This is a genomic window from Sphingomonas sp. P4_G3, from assembly GCF_056401105.1.
This window is the reverse complement of sequence record NZ_JBFUJZ010000001.1, coordinates 30,984-48,890: the sequence shown is the minus strand read 5'-3', so window position 1 is coordinate 48,890 and position 17,907 is coordinate 30,984. Positions and strand designations below refer to the sequence as shown.

At 64.5% G+C, this 17,907-nt stretch carries 13 protein-coding genes and 1 pseudogene; 5 read left to right on the top strand and 9 right to left on the bottom strand.

The features are described from left to right. Positions 1-3: 3 nt before the first annotated feature. Together AC1DQQ_RS00220 and AC1DQQ_RS00215 are read right to left on the bottom strand one after the other, a co-directional pair. Positions 4-1,266, bottom strand: coding sequence for an oligosaccharide MFS transporter (locus tag AC1DQQ_RS00220; RefSeq protein ID WP_478032707.1), 1,263 nt, complete (start codon positions 1,264-1,266; stop codon positions 4-6). A 115-nt stretch (positions 1,267-1,381) separates the two neighbouring features. After that, complete coding sequence (locus AC1DQQ_RS00215) at positions 1,382-2,467, bottom strand: LacI family DNA-binding transcriptional regulator (protein WP_478032709.1); 1,086 nt, start codon at positions 2,465-2,467, stop codon at positions 1,382-1,384. Positions 2,468-2,543: 76 nt separating this feature from the next. On the opposite strand from AC1DQQ_RS00215, the gene AC1DQQ_RS00210 reads away from it, so the two are divergent. Then, positions 2,544-2,783: a hypothetical protein gene (locus AC1DQQ_RS00210; RefSeq protein ID WP_478043924.1), complete on the top strand. Its 240-nt coding sequence runs from the start codon at positions 2,544-2,546 to the stop codon at positions 2,781-2,783. 141 nt (positions 2,784-2,924) lie between these two features. On the opposite strand, the gene AC1DQQ_RS00205 is transcribed toward AC1DQQ_RS00210, so the two are convergent. Continuing rightward, entirely contained in the window at positions 2,925-5,840 is a 2,916-nt protein-coding gene (locus AC1DQQ_RS00205) for a TonB-dependent receptor (RefSeq protein ID WP_478032712.1), read from the bottom strand. A gap of 534 nt (positions 5,841-6,374) precedes the next feature. Here AC1DQQ_RS00205 and AC1DQQ_RS00200 point away from each other — a divergent pair. Further along, on the top strand, positions 6,375-7,460 hold the full coding sequence (locus AC1DQQ_RS00200) for a LacI family DNA-binding transcriptional regulator (protein ID WP_478032714.1): 1,086 nt from the start codon (positions 6,375-6,377) through the stop codon (positions 7,458-7,460). 3 nt (positions 7,461-7,463) lie between these two features. On the opposite strand, the gene AC1DQQ_RS00195 is transcribed toward AC1DQQ_RS00200, so the two are convergent. Beyond that, positions 7,464-9,431: a glycoside hydrolase family 97 protein gene (locus tag AC1DQQ_RS00195; RefSeq protein ID WP_478032715.1), complete on the bottom strand. Its 1,968-nt coding sequence runs from the start codon at positions 9,429-9,431 to the stop codon at positions 7,464-7,466. 276 nt (positions 9,432-9,707) lie between these two features. Between AC1DQQ_RS00195 and AC1DQQ_RS00190 the strand changes: the two genes are divergently transcribed. Continuing rightward, entirely contained in the window at positions 9,708-9,851 is a 144-nt protein-coding gene (locus AC1DQQ_RS00190) for a hypothetical protein (protein WP_478032717.1), read from the top strand. Between the two features lie 55 nt (positions 9,852-9,906). Here AC1DQQ_RS00190 and AC1DQQ_RS00185 read toward each other — a convergent pair whose 3' ends face one another. Beyond that, entirely contained in the window at positions 9,907-11,586 is a 1,680-nt protein-coding gene (locus AC1DQQ_RS00185; RefSeq protein WP_478032719.1) for a glycoside hydrolase family 43 protein, read from the bottom strand. Then, the gene (locus AC1DQQ_RS00180; protein ID WP_478043923.1) at positions 11,583-12,986 is read right to left on the bottom strand and encodes a glycosyl hydrolase family 28 protein; all 1,404 of its coding nucleotides are present in this window, start codon (positions 12,984-12,986) and stop codon (positions 11,583-11,585) included. The genes AC1DQQ_RS00185 and AC1DQQ_RS00180 overlap by 4 nt, the downstream gene beginning before the upstream one ends. A 118-nt stretch (positions 12,987-13,104) precedes the next feature. On the opposite strand from AC1DQQ_RS00180, the pseudogene AC1DQQ_RS00175 reads away from it, so the two are divergent. Next, positions 13,105-13,348: pseudogene (locus AC1DQQ_RS00175) on the top strand (DDE-type integrase/transposase/recombinase); the annotation flags it as partial. Positions 13,349-13,710: 362 nt separating this feature from the next. Next, entirely contained in the window at positions 13,711-14,817 is a 1,107-nt protein-coding gene (locus tag AC1DQQ_RS00170; RefSeq protein ID WP_478043922.1) for a nucleotidyltransferase family protein, read from the top strand. Here the strand turns inward: AC1DQQ_RS00170 and AC1DQQ_RS00165 are convergent. From AC1DQQ_RS00165 to AC1DQQ_RS00155, 3 genes are read right to left on the bottom strand one after another with little or no spacing between them, the layout of a single operon-like run. Then, positions 14,791-16,320, bottom strand: a complete 1,530-nt coding sequence (locus tag AC1DQQ_RS00165) for a B12-binding domain-containing radical SAM protein (protein ID WP_478043920.1) — start codon at positions 16,318-16,320, stop codon at positions 14,791-14,793. The two genes, AC1DQQ_RS00170 and AC1DQQ_RS00165, sit on opposite strands and share 27 nt — an antisense overlap. After that, positions 16,317-17,108, bottom strand: a complete 792-nt coding sequence (locus tag AC1DQQ_RS00160; protein ID WP_478039705.1) for a class I SAM-dependent methyltransferase — start codon at positions 17,106-17,108, stop codon at positions 16,317-16,319. Before AC1DQQ_RS00160 ends, AC1DQQ_RS00165 begins: the two co-directional genes overlap by 4 nt. Continuing rightward, the gene (locus tag AC1DQQ_RS00155; RefSeq protein WP_478032726.1) at positions 17,105-17,905 is read right to left on the bottom strand and encodes a class I SAM-dependent methyltransferase; all 801 of its coding nucleotides are present in this window, start codon (positions 17,903-17,905) and stop codon (positions 17,105-17,107) included. Before AC1DQQ_RS00155 ends, AC1DQQ_RS00160 begins: the two co-directional genes overlap by 4 nt. Positions 17,906-17,907 lie beyond the last annotated feature (2 nt).

Genomic DNA, 17,907 nt, shown 5'->3' with positions numbered 1-17,907 from the left:
CGGTCAGATCGTTTCCGTGCCACCAGCGGTCTGGGGCAGCGGCTCGCGTCCTGCGTGGCGCGCTTTCGCCGTCTCGGGCGGCGTGGGCGACAGCGTGAGGAATGAAAGCAGCCAGAACACCAGGGCGAACGCGGCGATAGCGAAGTAGGTTGGTTGGAAACCGATATGGTCGTAGAGCACCCCGGCGACCGGCGAGAGGACAGCAAGTCCGAGCGAGTGCCCAAAGCTAAATCCCACGAGATACACGGTCGACGCCACCCGCGCCTCGAAATGGTGCGCGATGTAGCGGAACACCGAGACGAGCAGGATAGGCAGCTCGATCGAGTGCAGCATCTTGCACATCGAGATGGTGACGGGGCCGACGGCCAGCCCCGACGCCGCGATACGGAGGATCATGATGCCGCTCGCGATCAGCAGGCCGCGCGTGGCGCCCGTCCGCCGCACGATGATCGGAGCCACGAACATCATCCCCGCCTCGACGAAGATCTGCGCGGAGTTGAGGTAGCCGAACATGGCGTTGCCCATCAGCCGGGTCGGGAACAGTGACGAGAAGTAGAAAGGGAACTGCTGGTCGTAGACCAGGTAAAGGTCGGTGACGCCCAGGATGAGCACCATGAACCCCCAGAACCGGGGCATACGGAGCACGGCAAGCGAATCACCCAGACGCAGAGAGGCACGAGGCGCATCGGACGAGACGCCATCCTGCGTTCTCGCGGCGAAAATGAGCGGAAGGAGCAGCAGTCCGGCGGCGGACGCCATGAAGAAGTTGATTCGCGGATCGAGGTTGTACAGGCGACCCGAGAACAGGGCGGCCGAGGCGAAGCCGAGCGACCCCCAGAGGCGCGCCCGGCTGTATTCGAAGCCGTCCCTGCGGCTGACCCGATCCACGTAGGATTCGACCGCGTAGCTGCCGGCAACGAAGGTGACGCCGATATAGGCACCGCCGACGACGGCGCCCGCCAGGACGTCGGTCCTGAGGAGCGGGCCGTAGACGAAGGTGAAGAAGACGCCAGCAAACACGACGAGGATCGCGATCGCGGCCGGCACGATGCGTCGGAATCCCATACGGTCCGAGATGTAGCCGTAAACGGGCTGACTGATCATTGCCGCGACGAAGTTCGCCGAGAACACGGTGCCCACCTGGACGCCGCTCAGGTGCAGTGTCTGCGTCAGCCAGATCGAAAGCAGCGAAATCGACGCCGCCTGCGCAAAGAAGAAGCAGAAAACGAACGCGCTTAGCAGAATGTAATTGCGGCGGCCCGCCAAGCTTCCCATCCGTCCCCTCGCGCCGCCCGCTGGCGGCTTTTTTGTGATCGATACCAGATCATGCGCCAGGCGGGCGGGCGACGCAAGGGAAGCCTGTCTTCAGAAAGCGTCGTTGCTACGAGCGCTTGGCCTTCACCTTGGGCGCGACACCGATCGATGCTCGCTCGACCAGTTCCAGGTCCGCGTGACGATGCATGATCGAGGCCGCCTCGCCCTCGCGACGTCGGCGGAGGCCTTCCAATGCGAGCAGGATTGCCTGCGCCGCCATGTCCGCGATCGGCTGGTGGATGGTGGCGAGTTCGGGCCAGACTGCAGTGGCGACCGGGGTGTCGTCGAAGCCGGCCACGCTCACGTCGCCCGGGATGGCGAGCCCCAGCCCGTGCGCGACCGCGAGTATGGCGGTCGCCATGTCGTCGTTGCTCGCGAACACCGCGCTCGGCCGCACCTTCGCGTCGAGCAGCCTGCGGCCGGCTTCGAGCCCGCCGCGATAGGTGAAGTCGCCGTCGACGATCCACTCGGGCCGTACCTCGATCTCGGCGTCGGCCATGGCCGCACGGAAGCCTTCCTCTCGCCGCACAGCGGTTGAATGCTTCATGTCGCCCCTAACGAAGGCGATATCGCGGTGGCCGAGGGCGATGAGCCGCTCGGTCATCATCGCAGCACCCTTGTAGTCGTCGATCAGTACCGCCGACGTGTCGGATCGCGGCTTGGCAGTCGTGAAAGCGACCGCCGTGACGCCGCGCTTGCGCAGCATCCTAAGTATCTCCTCGTCGTCGCACAGCGGCGGGGGCAGTATGAGGGCCTCCACCCTGTGCTCGACGAGCTTGCGGACGGCTGCGATATGGGTCGGATGCGTCGCCGTCGGCTCGACGAGAAGCTGGTAGCCAAGCTTTCCAGCCTGCAGGAACGCCCCCATCAGGAAGGCGCTTAGGTTGGACGAGTTCGGGTTCGAATATAGAAGACCGATCTGCAGGTTTCCGCTTCGTGCGGCCCTGGCGGCGAGATTGGGCTTGTAGCCGAGCGCGCGCACCGATGCCATTACGCGCTCGCGCATCTCTCCGCTCACGTGATGACGCTGGTTCACGACCCGCGAGGCGGTCATCGAAGAGACGCCCGCGTGTTTCGCCACGTCATGGATCGTGACCGCCTGGTTCCGGCCTGTTCCCGGCTCGTTGGTCCGCTTCTTCTTGTCGCCCTTCATCGCACCCCCGGTCCTTGCGGCCTGACGTTAGCCGACCTCGGTGCCTAGGACGAGTCGTCGTGGATACCAAAGGATCTTGGCCATCCGCGCGTTGCATAGATCGCCGGACATGCTATTTCCAGGTATCGATATCAGATCCATAGCGAAACGCCACCTGTCCGGTGCGGCAGCCTCGAGGATAAAGAGCGCGGCGCTGAAGCAGAACGAGCTGCCGCAGGTCAGCCCGCCCAATATCTACTCCGGCGCGTCGCACGGCGTGCACACCATGCATGCCGACGAGCTCAACGCAGACGTCCTCGCATTCATCCGGAGTTAGCCGGAACTTCGAAGTTCGGGCGGCGTCACGATGGTCTCAACGCCCGGGGTGGCCAGCGGATGTCTGAGGTTGCGACCTCAACAACCCGGCCAAAAAATAGGGGCGCCCGAAGGCGCCCCATCGGAAAGAGACCTGTCGGCGTCAGCCGCCAAAGGTATAGCGCAGCGTGGCGCCAAAGTTGCGTCCGTTCACAAAATGCTGGCGCAGGATGCGCGTCGCCAGGGCCGGCTCGCCGACATAGCGGTCGGCCGCATTGTTCGTGATGTTCGCCACGCTGAGCGCCAGCGACAGCCCCACCGGGAGCTTCACCGTCACCGATGCGTCCAGAAGGCCATACGCCTTGATATAGCGACCATCGATCGGGTTGGCCGAGATGCCGAACAGCACCGAAGGCGAGCGCCAGGTGTAGACGACACGCGCCGAGATGGTGCCGTTGTCGAAGAAACCCTGAAGAGAGTAATTGTACTTCGAGGTCAGCGGCTGCGGCGTGATCGTGCGGATGCCGTTCAGGACCAGCGGATTCTTGGTATCCGCATAGGTGAACGTCCCGCTGGCGCCGAACTGGTGCAGGAAGTCCGGCACGAAGGGATAGTCGAAGAAGGTCTGAACCGTCGCCTCCACACCCTTGGCCGAGCCCCGCTGCGCATTGATCGTCTGGGTCACGAAATACTGCCCACCGGTGCAGCTATTCGGCACGATCTGCGTATAGGCGGGTGCCGTTGGCACCGTCTGACACGTCGAGATGCCACTGAAGAAGCCATCGATCCGTTTGTAGAAGAAGTCGACCGCCGCATAGTTCACCGGCGACTGATAGTATTCGAACGAGACGTCGTAGCTGTCGGCACGCTGGGGCTTCAGGTTGGGATTGCCGACGCTGCCCGTGCCGTTCGTCGGGTTGACGATGATTGTCGGGTTTAGCGAACTGAGGTCAGGGCGCGTGAGACCCTTGCCGTAGCCCAAGCGGATGATCGCCCGATCCGTGATCTGCGCCTTGAGGTTCACCGTCGGAAGCACGTCCGTATAGGACGAGTTCGTCGAGTTCGGACGGATCACCGGGGTCGGCCCTGTGAGGTCGGTGACCTCGGCCCGGACGAAAGTATCGGTCTTGACGACGCGCACGCCGGCATTGCCCGTGATGAAGTCGTCAAAAAAGCCGAAGTCGGCGACCGCATAGCCGGCATAGGTCTTCTCGCTGAAATAGCGGCGGTTTAACAGATTTTCCGGGATGGCGTCATTTGCCGGAATGCCCGCCGCCGTAAAGCGGTCGCGAACCTGATTTCCGGTAAGACCGTCCGGGCTGTAAACGAGGTAGCCCCCCGAATAGCCGGCCTGGCCGTTCTGGAAATTGTCAGGCGAGAATTCGACGACATCCGGCGCGCTGGTGACCGGAATCGCGTTCGACTGGTTGGCGGTCAGCGCAAGGCCGTTGGTGGTCAGGTATTTTCCACCGTAGGAATAGTTCTTGTAGTGATCGCGCTGCGTGGCGAAACGTCCGCCGAACTTGATGTCCTTCAAGAAACTGTCATCGAAGCGATACTTGAGGTCAAGAGCAACGGAAACGCCGTTATCATTGAAGACCTGATTGGTGCTGTTGGAATACTGCCCATAAACCCACGTCGCGGGACTGGTAAGGTCCGGACCCGCGATAGACAGCTGAGGCACCTTGGTCGTGAGGTCGCGGGTGATGCTCCACGTCTCGCCGGCCTTCGGGAGAAGTGTGACCGACCGGTTGTCCTGGATCTGCCGCGCTTTGATGTAGGAGAAGTCGAAGTTCGCATCGAGATGATCGGTCGGCTTCCATTTGAACCCCGTCGCAACGATGCCGGTTTGGTAGCGATGGTGTTCCTCGCCACCCGTGGTGGATAGGCCCGAATTGAGGAACGTGCCGCCCCCCAGTCGCGCGTTGGCCAGCACGTCGTTGCTGCCGCCGTTCGAGTTCCGGTTCGCCAAGGCTTCGTCGATCGTGAACGGAATGGTCACGAGGTTCTGCACGTAGGCGCTGTCGGCCGTGTTCAGGAAGCGGTAGCGCTGGTGGTACAGGTAATCGTTGTAGGTCCCGTTGACGTAGAATTCGAGTTGCGGACTTGGCTTCCATTGAAAGGCGGCGCTGACACCCATGCGGGTGCGCATATAGTCTTCCTCGTTGTTGTTGTTCGTCTCTGCGACCGCCGAAATGACGTTTGCCCGCTGTGCTGCGGTGAGTGTGCTCGGATCGGCGACGGGAACCAGGACCGACACATCCGACCGTCCGGCATAGGCTTGGTTGTAGGCGGCATTGCCGACATATTCAGCGCTGTTCGCTGCGATCGCGCGCCGCAAGTTCAGGCCGCCGTTGGCAGGATCGTTGTCACCGCGGTTGAACGATTTCGAATAGTTGCCGGAGATCAGGAAACCCATCTCGCCATCGCCCGCCTTCCAGCGCGACGAGCCCAGAAGGAACACGTCGGGCGTGAGCTTCTTGCCAAGATCGTTGTAGTGGCCGCCGAGCGCGACCGTCACGGTCGTGCCCTTGAAGTCCAGTGGCTGGCGGGTGCGGATGTCGACGAGACCGCCGATCGCGCCCTCTATATGGTCGGCCGTCGGGTTCTTGTAGACGTCGATGCCAGCAACGGTGCCGGGCGAGGCGCCCTCGACGTTGAACTCGCGCTGGCCAGCGGTGAAGTAGGCGCGACCGTCGACGCGTGACGCCGTCTGCCCGGTGAGGCCGCGGATGGTGAGGCCACTGCCCTGACCGACGGGCGATGCCGCCTCGCCACCGAAGCGGTAGGCCTGGACACCCGGAACGCGGGTCAGCGTCTCGGCGACGTTGAGATCGGGCAGCTTGCCGATGTCGTCGGACGAGATGGAGTCGACCACCTCGGGCGCGTTGCGCTTGACGGCGGTGGAAGTCTTAAGGCTCTGGCGGACGCCAGTCACCACGATCTCGGCGGCCTGGTCCGCGGTGGGTTGGCTCTGGCTCGCCGCGGCGGCTACGGGCGCATCAGCCTTCTGAGCGAATGCGGGCGTAACGGCGGTCGTGCACAGCAGCACCGCGATCGTCGAAATCTTCGTATTCATCCTATCCCCTCCTCTGTTCTGGTCTTTTGCCAGTGCGGCGAAGCCGAAGCCAACCGAGGAGACGTGGGGCAGCCGCAATCAGCGACGCCCGGTTTCAACACCCTCTCGGCGGTTTCCGCTCTTCCACCGACCTAGATCGGTATTCGAATCTGGTAACGATAACTGACAATCCATGCAATAGGAAATTGTCTGACTTAATTTGAGGTCAATTGCGATGATCGCGTCGAGGCCGCTGAAAAGTCGCCCACCTTGGCGTTTGCAGAAGGTTCTCTGGGGAAAAAGCTGCTCTGACGAGCTTCTACTAGCCGCCAGCGTGACAGATTTGCCATGATCGCGTGCATACGTAAGTCCGCTTGCCATATGCGAAACGGTTGGTATCGTTATCTGATAATTGATATCGACGACGCGCGACGACATGTCGCGCGACCGCGAGAGGAAGCTAATAAGGCGGAAGCGGCGTGCGCCGACCTGCCTCGACTGTAGAACGCCATCCGCACCCGCGGACTGGCGCCGATGGGGAGCGGCAGTGGACTGATGGCGCGCAAGCAGGACGAAGCGACGACGGCCGGAGGCGAGGGGTCTGATGTGACCCGTCGGCACGGGGCGACCGTGCACGACGTCGCCCGGCACGCAGGCGTCTCCTCCATGACGGTCTCGCGCGTCGTCAACGGCGCCAAGGGTGTCCGCGCCAACCTGCGCGAGAGGGTGGAGGCCGCGATTCGCGACTTGAGCTACGTGCCCAACTTGGCCGCCCGCGCCGCGCGGTCGGGCACGGTCAAGCTCGGCGTGCTCTTCAGCAATCCTCGGTCCTCCAACCTCGGCGAATTCCTGATGGGCGCCTTCACCGAGAGCGCTCGTCTCGGCTGCCAGTTGGTCATCGAACCGACGGCCGGTCATCCGCGAGGCGTCGATGCGGTCCGCAAGATCGTCGAACTCGGCGTGGACGGTCTGGTCCTGCCTCCACCGCTCTGCGACGACATGGAGGCGATGGAGGTCCTGTGGAACGCGCAAATCCCCGCCCTCAGCTTCGCATCGGCCGACCCGCGCTCGTATTCCTCCTCGGTGTCGATCGACGACTTCGAGGGGGCACGGAGCTTGGCTCGCCATCTGCTCACGCTTGGCCATCGCGAGATCGCCTTCGTGCGCGGCGACCCGCTGCACTCCACGGCCAGGGCGCGAGAGGAGGGATTCCGCGCCGCGATGGCGGAGGCGGGGGTTCCGCCGAAGGACGACTTCATGGCCAACGGCGACTTCACCTACCGGTCGGGCCTCTCCGTCGGACGCGAGCTGCTCGAGCGCAAGGCGCGAGCCCGCCCTACGGCCGTGTTCGCAAGCAACGACGACATGGCGGCAGCCATCCTGGCGGTCGCGCACGGTCTCGGCATCCGGGTGCCGGGGGAGCTCAGCGTGGCCGGCTTCGACGACACGCCAATAGCCTCCACCGTGTGGCCGCAGCTCACCACCATCCATCAGCCGCTGGCCCAGATGGCATCGGCGGCTGTCGAGATCCTATTCGAGATGGCGCGTCAGCGCCGAACCGGCGAGCGGGTCGAGACGCATCACCGACGTTGCGACTTCACCCTTCAAGTCCGCGGATCGACCGCCAGACTGGACGCATAGGCCTCAGGCGGGCGTCAGGATTATTGCGGCGCCTCCGGAAGCGGCGAGCGTCAGCTCGAGCACATCGTTCGAATCGACCCGGCGTTCCGAGATCATGACCGGCGTTCTCCACGGCTGTTCCGCGGGTTCGCCATCAGAGAATATTCTTGCCGTCCAATGGCCGGCCTTCACGAAAGCGAGCGGGAGACGAAGTTTTCGCCCATCCTCGTTCGTCATGGCTCCGACGAACCAGCGGCTTCCGCTGCGGCGCGCGATCGCGACGTGCTCGCCGATAGCTCCGGACAGCGCGCGGGTTTCGTCCCACGTAGTCGGGCACGCGTCGAACCACTCGAGCGCGTCCCAATTGCCGGTCGCGAACTTGTCGGGTTCGTCATACCAATAGAGCAGCGTAAGCGGACTGTAATAGACCACCGCGGCCGCGAGTTGGTGCGCGTTTGTGGTTTGGTTTCGGTCGAGAGCGTAGCAAATCGTGTAGTCTATCGGGCCCGCGATGCAGCGGGTGAACGGGAGCGTCACGTTGTGACGCGCGGTTGGGAAGTGCTCGTTCCCTCTGACGCCTTCCAACGACAGGTAGTTTGGCCAGGTACGTTCGAGGCCTGCTGGGCGCAAATCGTCATGAAGGCTGACGACGAAGCCAGCGCGACCACACTTCTCCACGAGGCGGTCGACGAACCGCACGTCGCTCTGACGGCCTTCCCACATGAAGCCGAACTTCATGCCGGCAGCGCCCCATCGGCGGTAGGTCGACAGAAGCTGCGGCAACTGGCGCATCGCGGGGACGCGGTCAACGTAGAGCAGGGTTCCGACACCGGCTGCCCTTGCCTCGCGGATCACCCTTTCGATGTCGAGACCTACAACCGGGACGGACGCATCGCTGGGATCGGTGCCGTCACCATACCAGTGCGCGTCGAAGAGGACGTAGGAGAGCTTGCGACGTCTGGCGAATTCGACGCACGCGAGCGCCCGGGCAGTCGTATAGGGTACGCGCACTCGGACCGCCTTGCCGGGCCGGATCCAATCAGTGTTCCCGAGGCGGTTCGGCGCAGCGAACAATGCCGGCAGACCGGCCCTATCGATGAGTTCGACCTGACTGCGCGCAACGGCCACGACCCGCCATGGAGTCGAGAAGGGCACAGCGACATCGAACGACATCTCCGGCGGTGTGTCGCCAGGGCCCGACCAGCCCGTCGCACGACCGGGAAAACGCATCAGATGGGACAGGATGCAGTCTGCCGCCGGACCAGGACGAAACGCAAGGCGGGGATAGTCAAACCGGTCCGCCTCTGCGAGCGAAAGCGCGAGCCCATCGGGCGTCAGGACCGTCAGCGGAAGGTCCGCCATAGGGCCGGCGTCGGAACTGCGTGTGAGCGGGGGATCCGGGACCGGGTCCATGCGCAGCGCCGAGGACTTCAGATACTCCCCCTCGTCTCTGCTGCTCCATACCTTCGATCCCTGCGGCAATGCGAACTCGGTCTCTTCCGCGGATAGGCGGATCACCGCCTTTGCAGCCGTTTCGATCCTGTACCGGAGCGCGAAACCATGATCGTGCACCCGGATGATCACAGCAAAGCTGACCTGACGACGCGCGTCCCGAAAGAGCGCGGTCAACTCCTCGTAGCTTTCGTCGTATCTCGCGGCCGTTCCATAGGGTGGGGTCCAGACGCCACGGTGGCTTGCCCGCGACTGTCCGGTCAGGCTTGCATTCGGGCCCAGCAGCGAGCCGTCCTGAAGACGCAACGCCAAGCTTCCTTCGCGAAGCACCGAGCGCCCTTCGAAGGAAGCACTCCAGCGCGGCGGCAATTCCGGACGGGCCAGGTGCAGTTCGAGACGAATGCGTCCGTCTGGGGACCGGACCACCAAGCCGTGGGACACTTTCCCTTGGGCTGGGATCGCCAAAGCCGATCCGATCGCGGCCGTACCCAGACCGGCAAGAATGTCGCGCCGTCCGACTACCAGGTTCGTGTCGCCCATCTTTAGCCCTCCTCACCGGTCGATATGTCCGCCTGGCTTCCTTCGATCGTGCTGATATCGATATCCGTCAGGATCGCAACCGACCGCGCCTGTCGAACGGAAGGACGTGGCCCATGTGGCGCACCCCTCTCTCCGTCGGCGACGTTCTGGCGGATGACAATCCGAAGATCCATTGATATCGATAACTTATACCTGCACGATCTGCAGGGTTGGACGATGCGGCGAGTCCCGACGGTCGGCGCAACCCAACGATGAGAGAATGGAGAGGGGCACGTCTTGGCCGGCAGCATCGACCGCTCGTCCAACCCGTCGGGTTCCAACGTCATCATGTTCGTGCGCATCGCGGGGACCCGCTTGACCGGGCCTTCTCCCGACCTGCTCGCCATCGGACCGAACGTCTCGGGGATTTCCTATCGATGAGCGACAACGCCGGCCACCCTAGCGTCCGTGACAGGAGATGCCGGTCGGTCCCACCTCAGTTACCGATCCTGAACCAGTCGAAATCGGCATGGCCGGCCTTCGTCGCGACCGCTGCTGGCGTTCCATAGGGCGCCGTTGCGAAAAGCCCGATCTGCGCGCCGACCCACTTGCCCGCGGTCCCGATGAACGCACCGCCCAGATCGATGAAATGCTCTCCATCGAGACTATAGCTGAACCGCACCTTCGGCTCGACCGCCCGACGCATCGCCGGCTGATCGAATTCCGGATCCTTTGGCGGCTCCAACGCCTCCTCGACGGGCTCGACCCGCATCTTCAGCCATACCTGGCCGGTCGGCACCAAGGGTCCCCAAGCCTTCGTTTCCCCAGCCGCGCCCGACGAGGCCTCGACGACGCGGGTTCCGTCGGCGGTTCTTTCAAGACCTATGAAGGCATAGGTCTGGCCTGCGAGAGCAAGTCCGGTGCGCTCACCGACATGCTCAGCCGAGAAGACGACCTTCGCAGTCGCGGAAAACCGGACAGCGGGCAGCTTCTGCGACAGCAGGTTCCCGGCTTCATAGAGATCGGCCGGCGCCGTGACCGACTTGAGACGCAACGATCCATCGGCAATCGTCCACCAGTCGCTGGCGGGATTGCTGTTCCACTGCCATCCAAGGTGCGGCCTCGCCTCAAACTCATCGCTCGCTTGCGGCGTGCGGATCGGCTGAAGTGGGACGCGCGGCTTTGCGTGCGTCGTCACGGGTTCGCCCCGACCGTCGCCATCGGGATCGGCTCCGATCACCGGCCAGCCGTCGCGCCACGCCATTGGCTCCAGGTGGACCACCCGCCCATAGCCGTCGCGATCCTGGAAATGGATGAACCAGTCCTCGCCCTGTGACGTAGTCACCCATGCGCCCTGGTGAGGACCGTTAACGTCGGTCGTTCCCTGATCCATGACGTTGCGCGCTTCGTAGGGACCCTCGATGTTCCTGGATCGGAAGACTCCCTGCCACCCCTGCTTCACCCCGCCGGCAGGCGCGAAAACGTAGAACCACCCACCGCGCGCGTAGAGCTTGGGGCCCTCGATCACGCTCCAACGGCGAGCGCCATCACGGGTCTCGACGGGAGCGAGGTCCTTGCCATCGATGATGACTCGCCCCTCCCCGACCACATGGCTGCCGTCGGCACTTAGCCGGTTGAGCGTGATGACGTTGTTGAAACCCGCGCGGCTTCCGGCCCACGCGTTCACCAGCCAGCCGCGTCCCCGATCGTCCCAGAACGGTGCGGGATCGATCGCCCCCTTGGCATCCCACACCAGCGTTGGTGAAGACCAGGGCCCGCGCGGATCCTTGGCCGTGACGCGGAAGATGCCGTGATCGGGATCAGGATAGTAGATCACGAACAGGCCGTCGCGATGGCGGATCGTGGGGGCCCAGACGCCACCGCCCCTGCGCGGCGTCGAGAATTGGGCGGCCGGTTCGAGATTGTCGAGGGCGTGGCCAACGATCGTCCAGTTTACGAGATCGCGCGAATGCAGAATGGGCAGCCCGGGAACGTTCGTGAACGAGGACGAGACCAGGTAGAAGTCCTGTCCCACCCGCACGACGTCGGGATCCGAATAGTCGCCGGCGAGGATCGGGTTACGATAGGTGCCGTCACCGAGGTCCGGCTGCCACGGCGCCGCGCCGGCCGGCGCGGATACAGCGAGCACCGCTGCCAGGGCGCGCGCGAGCGTCACCGCGACCGCACGTTCGTCGCGAATGGCCCGACCTTCACGGCCTCGGGATCCCGTAGATCTATCCGGCGGCCCGCGATCGTTACGTTGTCGAGCAGCACATCGTCGACGCCGCGCTTGGCATCGTAGCCGCCGATCACCGATGCACTCGGCATGCCGATGCCGGAGTAGGAGACGTTGCGCAGGACGACGTGCTGTATGCCGCGGCCCGGGCTGGTGTTGTACTTGCCGTTGAAGCCGACGCGGAAGTTGAAGAGCTTGCCTTCCTCGATCCGGTCGACCCGGATGTTGCTGAACGTCACGTCGCGGACCAGGTTGGCGTCGCCGGCTAGGATCGCCATCACGCCTTCGAACTCGGGATCGTCCTCGTCGAGGTCGACCACGTCGATGTTGTCGAATGTCACCCGTTCGATCGTCTCGGGATCGATCGAGTTGCCATGAATGCCGATGAACATGGCGTGCGCGATGTCGGCCCAGAGCGTCGAGTTGGTGACGCGGATGTCACGCGAGTCGCCGTAGATTTCTCCACGATGCGCATAAACCGTCACGCAGTCGTCGGACGTGCGCAGAAACAGGCGGTCGAGCGTGACCCGCTCCGAACTGTAGATGTTGATGCCGTCGGTCCACTGGCCACCGGCGATGCCCTTCACGTCGGCGATGCGGACGTCCTTCGACATGACCGACCGACCGACCCCAGCGTCGGCCTGAGTCACGATCGGCCCTTCGACGGTCACGTTCTGCGACTTCTCGATCAGGAACTGTGCACCCTTGCCGCCGGTCGGCGGAAGGATAAGGCCATGCCCGAGGATCTTCACGTCGTGCGCGTCGCCCACGTGGAAGGTGCCGAGCATGACCGCACCACCGTCCATGTACACCGTCTCGCCGGAACGCACCTCGAACGTCCCGCCGCCGCCTTCGGGAACATGGAGGCCGGGGCCGAAGCGCCTGACCGAGGGCCCTTCCGGCACCGGCACGGGAGCGCCGGCGAAGACGTGGAGGTTGTGCAGGTGGTCGTCATCGAAGAAGACGGCGAAATTCTGGGGATGGTCCAGCGTAAGGTAGACCTTGCCATCACGGACTACCGGCTTCGGGGCGCCTGCACGCGGGCCGATCGCCACCTTCGAGAACGTCCCGTTGTTCTTCTGTATGAGCACCTCCACCGCTCCGGTGAAGTCGAAGTAGACCATCGAAGCGTCCTGACGCTGATCGAGATCGACCATGACCTTCCATTCGTAGAGGTCCTTCCACTCGCCGCCGGGCGTGCGGGCCTGTACCGTGAAGTCGTCGTTGTGGTCCGCGTATAGAAGGGCTGGTGGGACCTGATAGGTGAAGAGGTCGCCCGCGGACGCAGCCGTGGCATGTCCGAGTACGAGCATCGCCAATCCAAGAAAGCTGTGCCGCATTTGGCCTCCCCGTTTATCTTTTGAATCCCGCTCTGATATCGATACCTGAGCAGAATCACAAGGCGATTGGATTGCAAAGGACTACCAGCGGGCGCCCGTGATGCCGGCGAAGTGAGCCCGAGACAACGAGGCGGCGCTGCGCGTCATGAAGAAGGGGCTGAAGCGCCATGGCTCTCCGGATGCTATCACCCCCCGACGGTCTACGATCCTACCGGGCCGCACTGAACGAGCTCGGGAACACCGAGAAGCAAGAGGTCGGATGTTGGACCAACAACAGGGTGGAAAACTGCCACCTCTGGTTCCAACGGCGCGAACGAGCGATGCTCAGATTTCAACGGATGAAGTCGCTGCAGAAGTTCGCCCTTGAGCAGATCATCATCCCGCTCCGGCAGTTCGACGCGGTGGTCGTCAGCCAGCAGGTGCGGGCGATCACTTTTCCGCCTCTATGAGCGGACGTGCACACAATCCCATGCAAGTCGCGGCCCCGCGTTGAACTAAGTGTCCGATTACAACCACCAACGAGCGGATGGCCGCAGATAGAGAGATTATCGCCGGCCCAATGCCGGAGACGGAACCGTGCTATGGAGCCGCCGACGGTGGTTTGTCCCGCGCTATGCCCATCATCACGACGGAGGAGATCGGATCGCGGCTGCGGCGCGCGGGTGCGCGCGGCAATCCGATATGGCTGTGGCCCGAGGTGGATCGAGCGCGGCGCCAAGCGGCAATGGAACAGCTCGCAACCGCGACGCATCAAGTCCTGGCTGGGGATGCGGCCGAACTGACCAGCGACGCCGCAGCAATCGGGCTTGCCGGCTATGTGTCGGGCATGGGGCCATTACTCGGCTGGTGGGTCGACCGCGGGCTGATTTCCGCTCCAGATGCGATTGCCGCGACTCTACGTGAGCATCTGCGCCACAATCGCGACCGCGCGGGGCGGTTGCGCCTGGCCTGTACCGCGATCACCGCCGCACTCGATTCGGCCGGAATCAAATCAATAGTGCTCAAGGGACTTCATACCGAAAGCGCGTATTTTCCCGCTCCCGGAACCCGCCCCGCATCGGATATCGATCTCCTGGTCGAGCGCAGCAAACGGGCCGCGGCCGAGCGGGTCCTATCGTCCCGCGGTCTTGTGCCGGCATCGCGCGGCACGTTCGAAAGCAGCTGGCGAGAGAGAGCTGCCGCGACTCAGCCAGCGTCACTCTATCTGGTCCATCGCGACGATCCCTGGACCGTCGACCTCCACCACTCCCTCGACATCGCTCCAGCGCCTGGCGCTCCGATCGCACGGCTAGATCTCGGTCAGCCGATGCAGAGCGGGCGCCGCTGGGCCGGCAGGGAAGCTGGCTACACGCTCGACCAGCCGCTGCTCGCCTTGCACCTCGCGGTCCATGCCGGGCACGGGCTGCACAATCTGACCTTGTTGCGGTTGGTCGAACTGGTGCTGGTCATTCGCAATGATACGGCGTCGGGTCGCCTGTCGTGGCCCGACTTCGCAGCGCTCGCTACCGCCGCCGACACCTTCGGCTACGCTTATCCCGCGTTGGCCTTTGCTGAACAGCTGGCCCCCGGGACGATACCTCGCCATATCCTGTCGGAAAGTGCGCGTGCGGCGTCGCGCCGCGCGGTGGGGATCGTCCGGCGCCTCACCCCGGCGACTGCCCAACGCATCGGGCGGCCGTCCCTGGCCATGCATTTCATGTGGACGCGCGGGATGGAGGGCTGGGCTCGGCAGATCGCCGCCGATCTCGTCCCGCACGCATCGCTCCGACGCAGCCTTGAAATCTATCGCGCGCGCGCCTGGCAGTTACTCGGCAGCTTCGGTCGCGACTGACTCCGCGGAGGGCCGCAAATGCCCGTAGAGCTGATCGTCGTCCGGCACGATCCGCGCGAGTTTACGGATGCGGCGCAGGAAATGCGGCTCGGCATAATCCTCGCGCGCCCAACGCCGCCGCGCCGCGATCTGCCCCAGCGCCTTGCCCCAGCCGCGCGTGCGGCGATCGTGGACCGAGGGGAAGCGGCTCTTGAGCACCAGTTCGAAATCGTCGACCCGCGTCTTCAGCCGTTGCTCGAGCCACGGCGTGTGCGGGTTTTCGTGCGTCATCCATGTCACCCATTCGGGCTCGATCCATTCCTCGAGCGCCTCGGGCGTGCCCGCCAGCGGATCGATATCGCCATAAGTGTCGCGGCGCTGCGGCGTCGGCGTGTAGAAATAGCTGATCAACTCCATCGCCGGGTTGATGACCTTCAGCTTGCGGATGAAGGTCAGCGTATTCTCGATCTCGCGCTCGGGCTCGTCGGGATCGCCGAACACGAACGAGAATTCGGGGATGATGCCATGTTCGCGACACTTGGCGGCGGTCTGCACGATCTGATCGGTGGTCGTGCCCTTGTTCATCTTCTTGAGGATTTCGTCCGACCCGGATTCGGCGCCGCAGAACACCATCGTCAATCCGGCTGCCTTCAGCTTGCGCCAGGTGTCGTCGGAAAAGCGCGTCAACGTGTCGACCCGCGCTTCGCACCACCAGCGCAGCCCGAGCGGCGCGAAGGCGTCCGCGATCTCGCGCGCGTGCGGTTCGTTGAGGAAGAAATTGTTGTCGTAGAAATGGACCGAATCCATCCCGTAGTCGCGCGACAGGAAACGGAGGTGCTCGGCCGTGCGGGCGGGTGACTGGACCTTCTCGCGCCGCCCGAACACCGAGATCACGCCGCAGAAATTGCACCCGAACGGGCAGCCGATCGACGCCTGATAGACTCCCGATTTGCGGCCGAGAAAGGTCGGGTGGAGATACTGGGCGACGTCGATCTTGTGATAGGGCGGCTCGGGCAGATCGTCGGGACCGAGCCAGATCCGCTCGGGCGCCTTGAAATGGGTCCCGTCGGGCTCGCGGAAAGCGATACCGGCGATCGTGCGCGGATCGCGCTTGCCCTCGATCGCGTCGAGCAATTCGGCGAAAGCGTTCTCCCCCTGCCCGCGGATCGCCCAATCGACATAAGGCGCGTTGAGCACCGGCTCGGGATAGAGGCTGCCGAAATTGCCGCCCCAGATGATGGGGATGGCGGGGAAGCGTTGCTTGAGCGCGCGCGACAGCGGCACCGCGCTGACCAATTGCGGGCCCGGCATCACCGTCAGCGCGATCGCGGTGACCGGATCATTGCCGCCAGCGCGCGTCTCGACCCAGTCGCAGATCGCCGCAAACAGGTCGATATGCGGCAGATTGCCGTCGACGATCTCCCAACTGCGATGTGCCGGCAGTCCCGCACCGACCGCCATCACCGATAGTGGGAAACGGCGGTTGCCTGGGCGCGTGGCGCGTGGATTGACCAAGAGGATCATGGCCGTTCGGCGACCCAGAGGTCGAACCGCGATGGCACGCGTGCCCGCCGCAACGCAGCCTTGATTGGGCGCAGTTCATAGCTGATTGGATACAATATCCAATGTCGCCGCCAATCGAGCTCAGGCGCCGCGGCCAACCGATCGCGGGTGAGGAATTCGATGAATGGCAGCCCAAGCAGGCTATCGGCGCGCGCGCCGAAATGCTGCGCCGCCTGCGCGCGTTTCTCGGCGACCATCGCCAGCCCGTCGCGCTCGCGGGTGTAGAAGGGAGAATCGAGGATGATGATCCGGCCGCCCGGCCGCGTCACGCGCACCGCCTCCGTCAGCGTCGCCGACAGGTCGGTCGCATAGTGTAACGCGGCGTTGAACACCGTCAGATCGGCGCTCGCCGCATCGAGCGGGATGGCGTCGAACGAGGCGGTGATGCGGTCGATCCCGCCTGGTGCCCGCGCGACGAAAGGTGACCCGGCCCCCAACCCATCAACCGCGTCGTCGCGGATGTCGATCGCGATGGCATGATGCCCTTCGAGCGCGACACGATAGCTCAGCCAGCAATTGCCCGCGCCGAGATCGAGCATGGTGAGCGCGCCTCGCGTCGCTGCAAGCGGTCGCACGATCCGCGCCATCAATGCCTCGAAACTCCGCGCGCGCACCGCCCATTGCGCGGCAAACGGGCCGTCTTTCAGATAGGGCAGGCTGAGCAGCGCGTCCCCGGCATAGCCCCTGCCCTCCGCGGCACGATGCTCGGCATAATCGGCCGCGAATTGGGCAAGCGCCGCCTCGGTCACGCCGCCGCCTCCGTCCGCACGAAGCGATAGAGGATATGGTCGCCGAATATCGCCAATGGCCGCCCCAGCGCGTCGTCGAGCGCATCGAGCCCGGCCAGCAGATGCGGGTGGCGCGAGATCCACGGCTCGGCTGCGCTCGGCGGGACGAACACGCCGATGCCCTGGCGCCCGGCGGGCTCGAACCAGGGCGACAGCGCAGCGGCGAGATCGCGACGGCGATGATAGACCACGGTGAAATCATGCCCGTTGAGCCGTGCCGGCACTGGCCCGCGCACGCGGCGGCGGAACATGTTGCGCGGGCGCCCGCGCAGCGCCTCGACCAGCATCTCGCCCGGGCAGCACGTCCCGAACACCACCAGCAGCGCCGACGCCCCCGGGCGCAGCAAGCGCGCCAGTCCTTGCCCGACCGACGCGAGATCGGCGACGCAATTGAGCCCGGCAAAGGTCGACCAGGCGCCGTCGAACATACCCTCGATGCCGGAGAGATTCTCGGCCGGCGCGACCTCCGCGGCGAGCATTGGGCGCCCGGCGAACTTGGCCGAGGCGACACCGACCATCGCGGGCGATGGATCGGTCATCAGCACCTGATAGCCGCGCCCGGCCATCCACAAAGCATCGTCCCCGGTGCCGCCGCCGAGCTCGATCAACCGCGACCGCGGCGCGAAGGTCGCCGCCAGCGTCTCGCGCACCGCGCGGCGCTGGGCGGCGACGCTGAGCCATGGGGTGAACCGCGCGTCGAACCCCTCGGCGATCGAATCGAAGGCCAGAGCGGCGGGCGACAGGTCGCGCACGGACATGC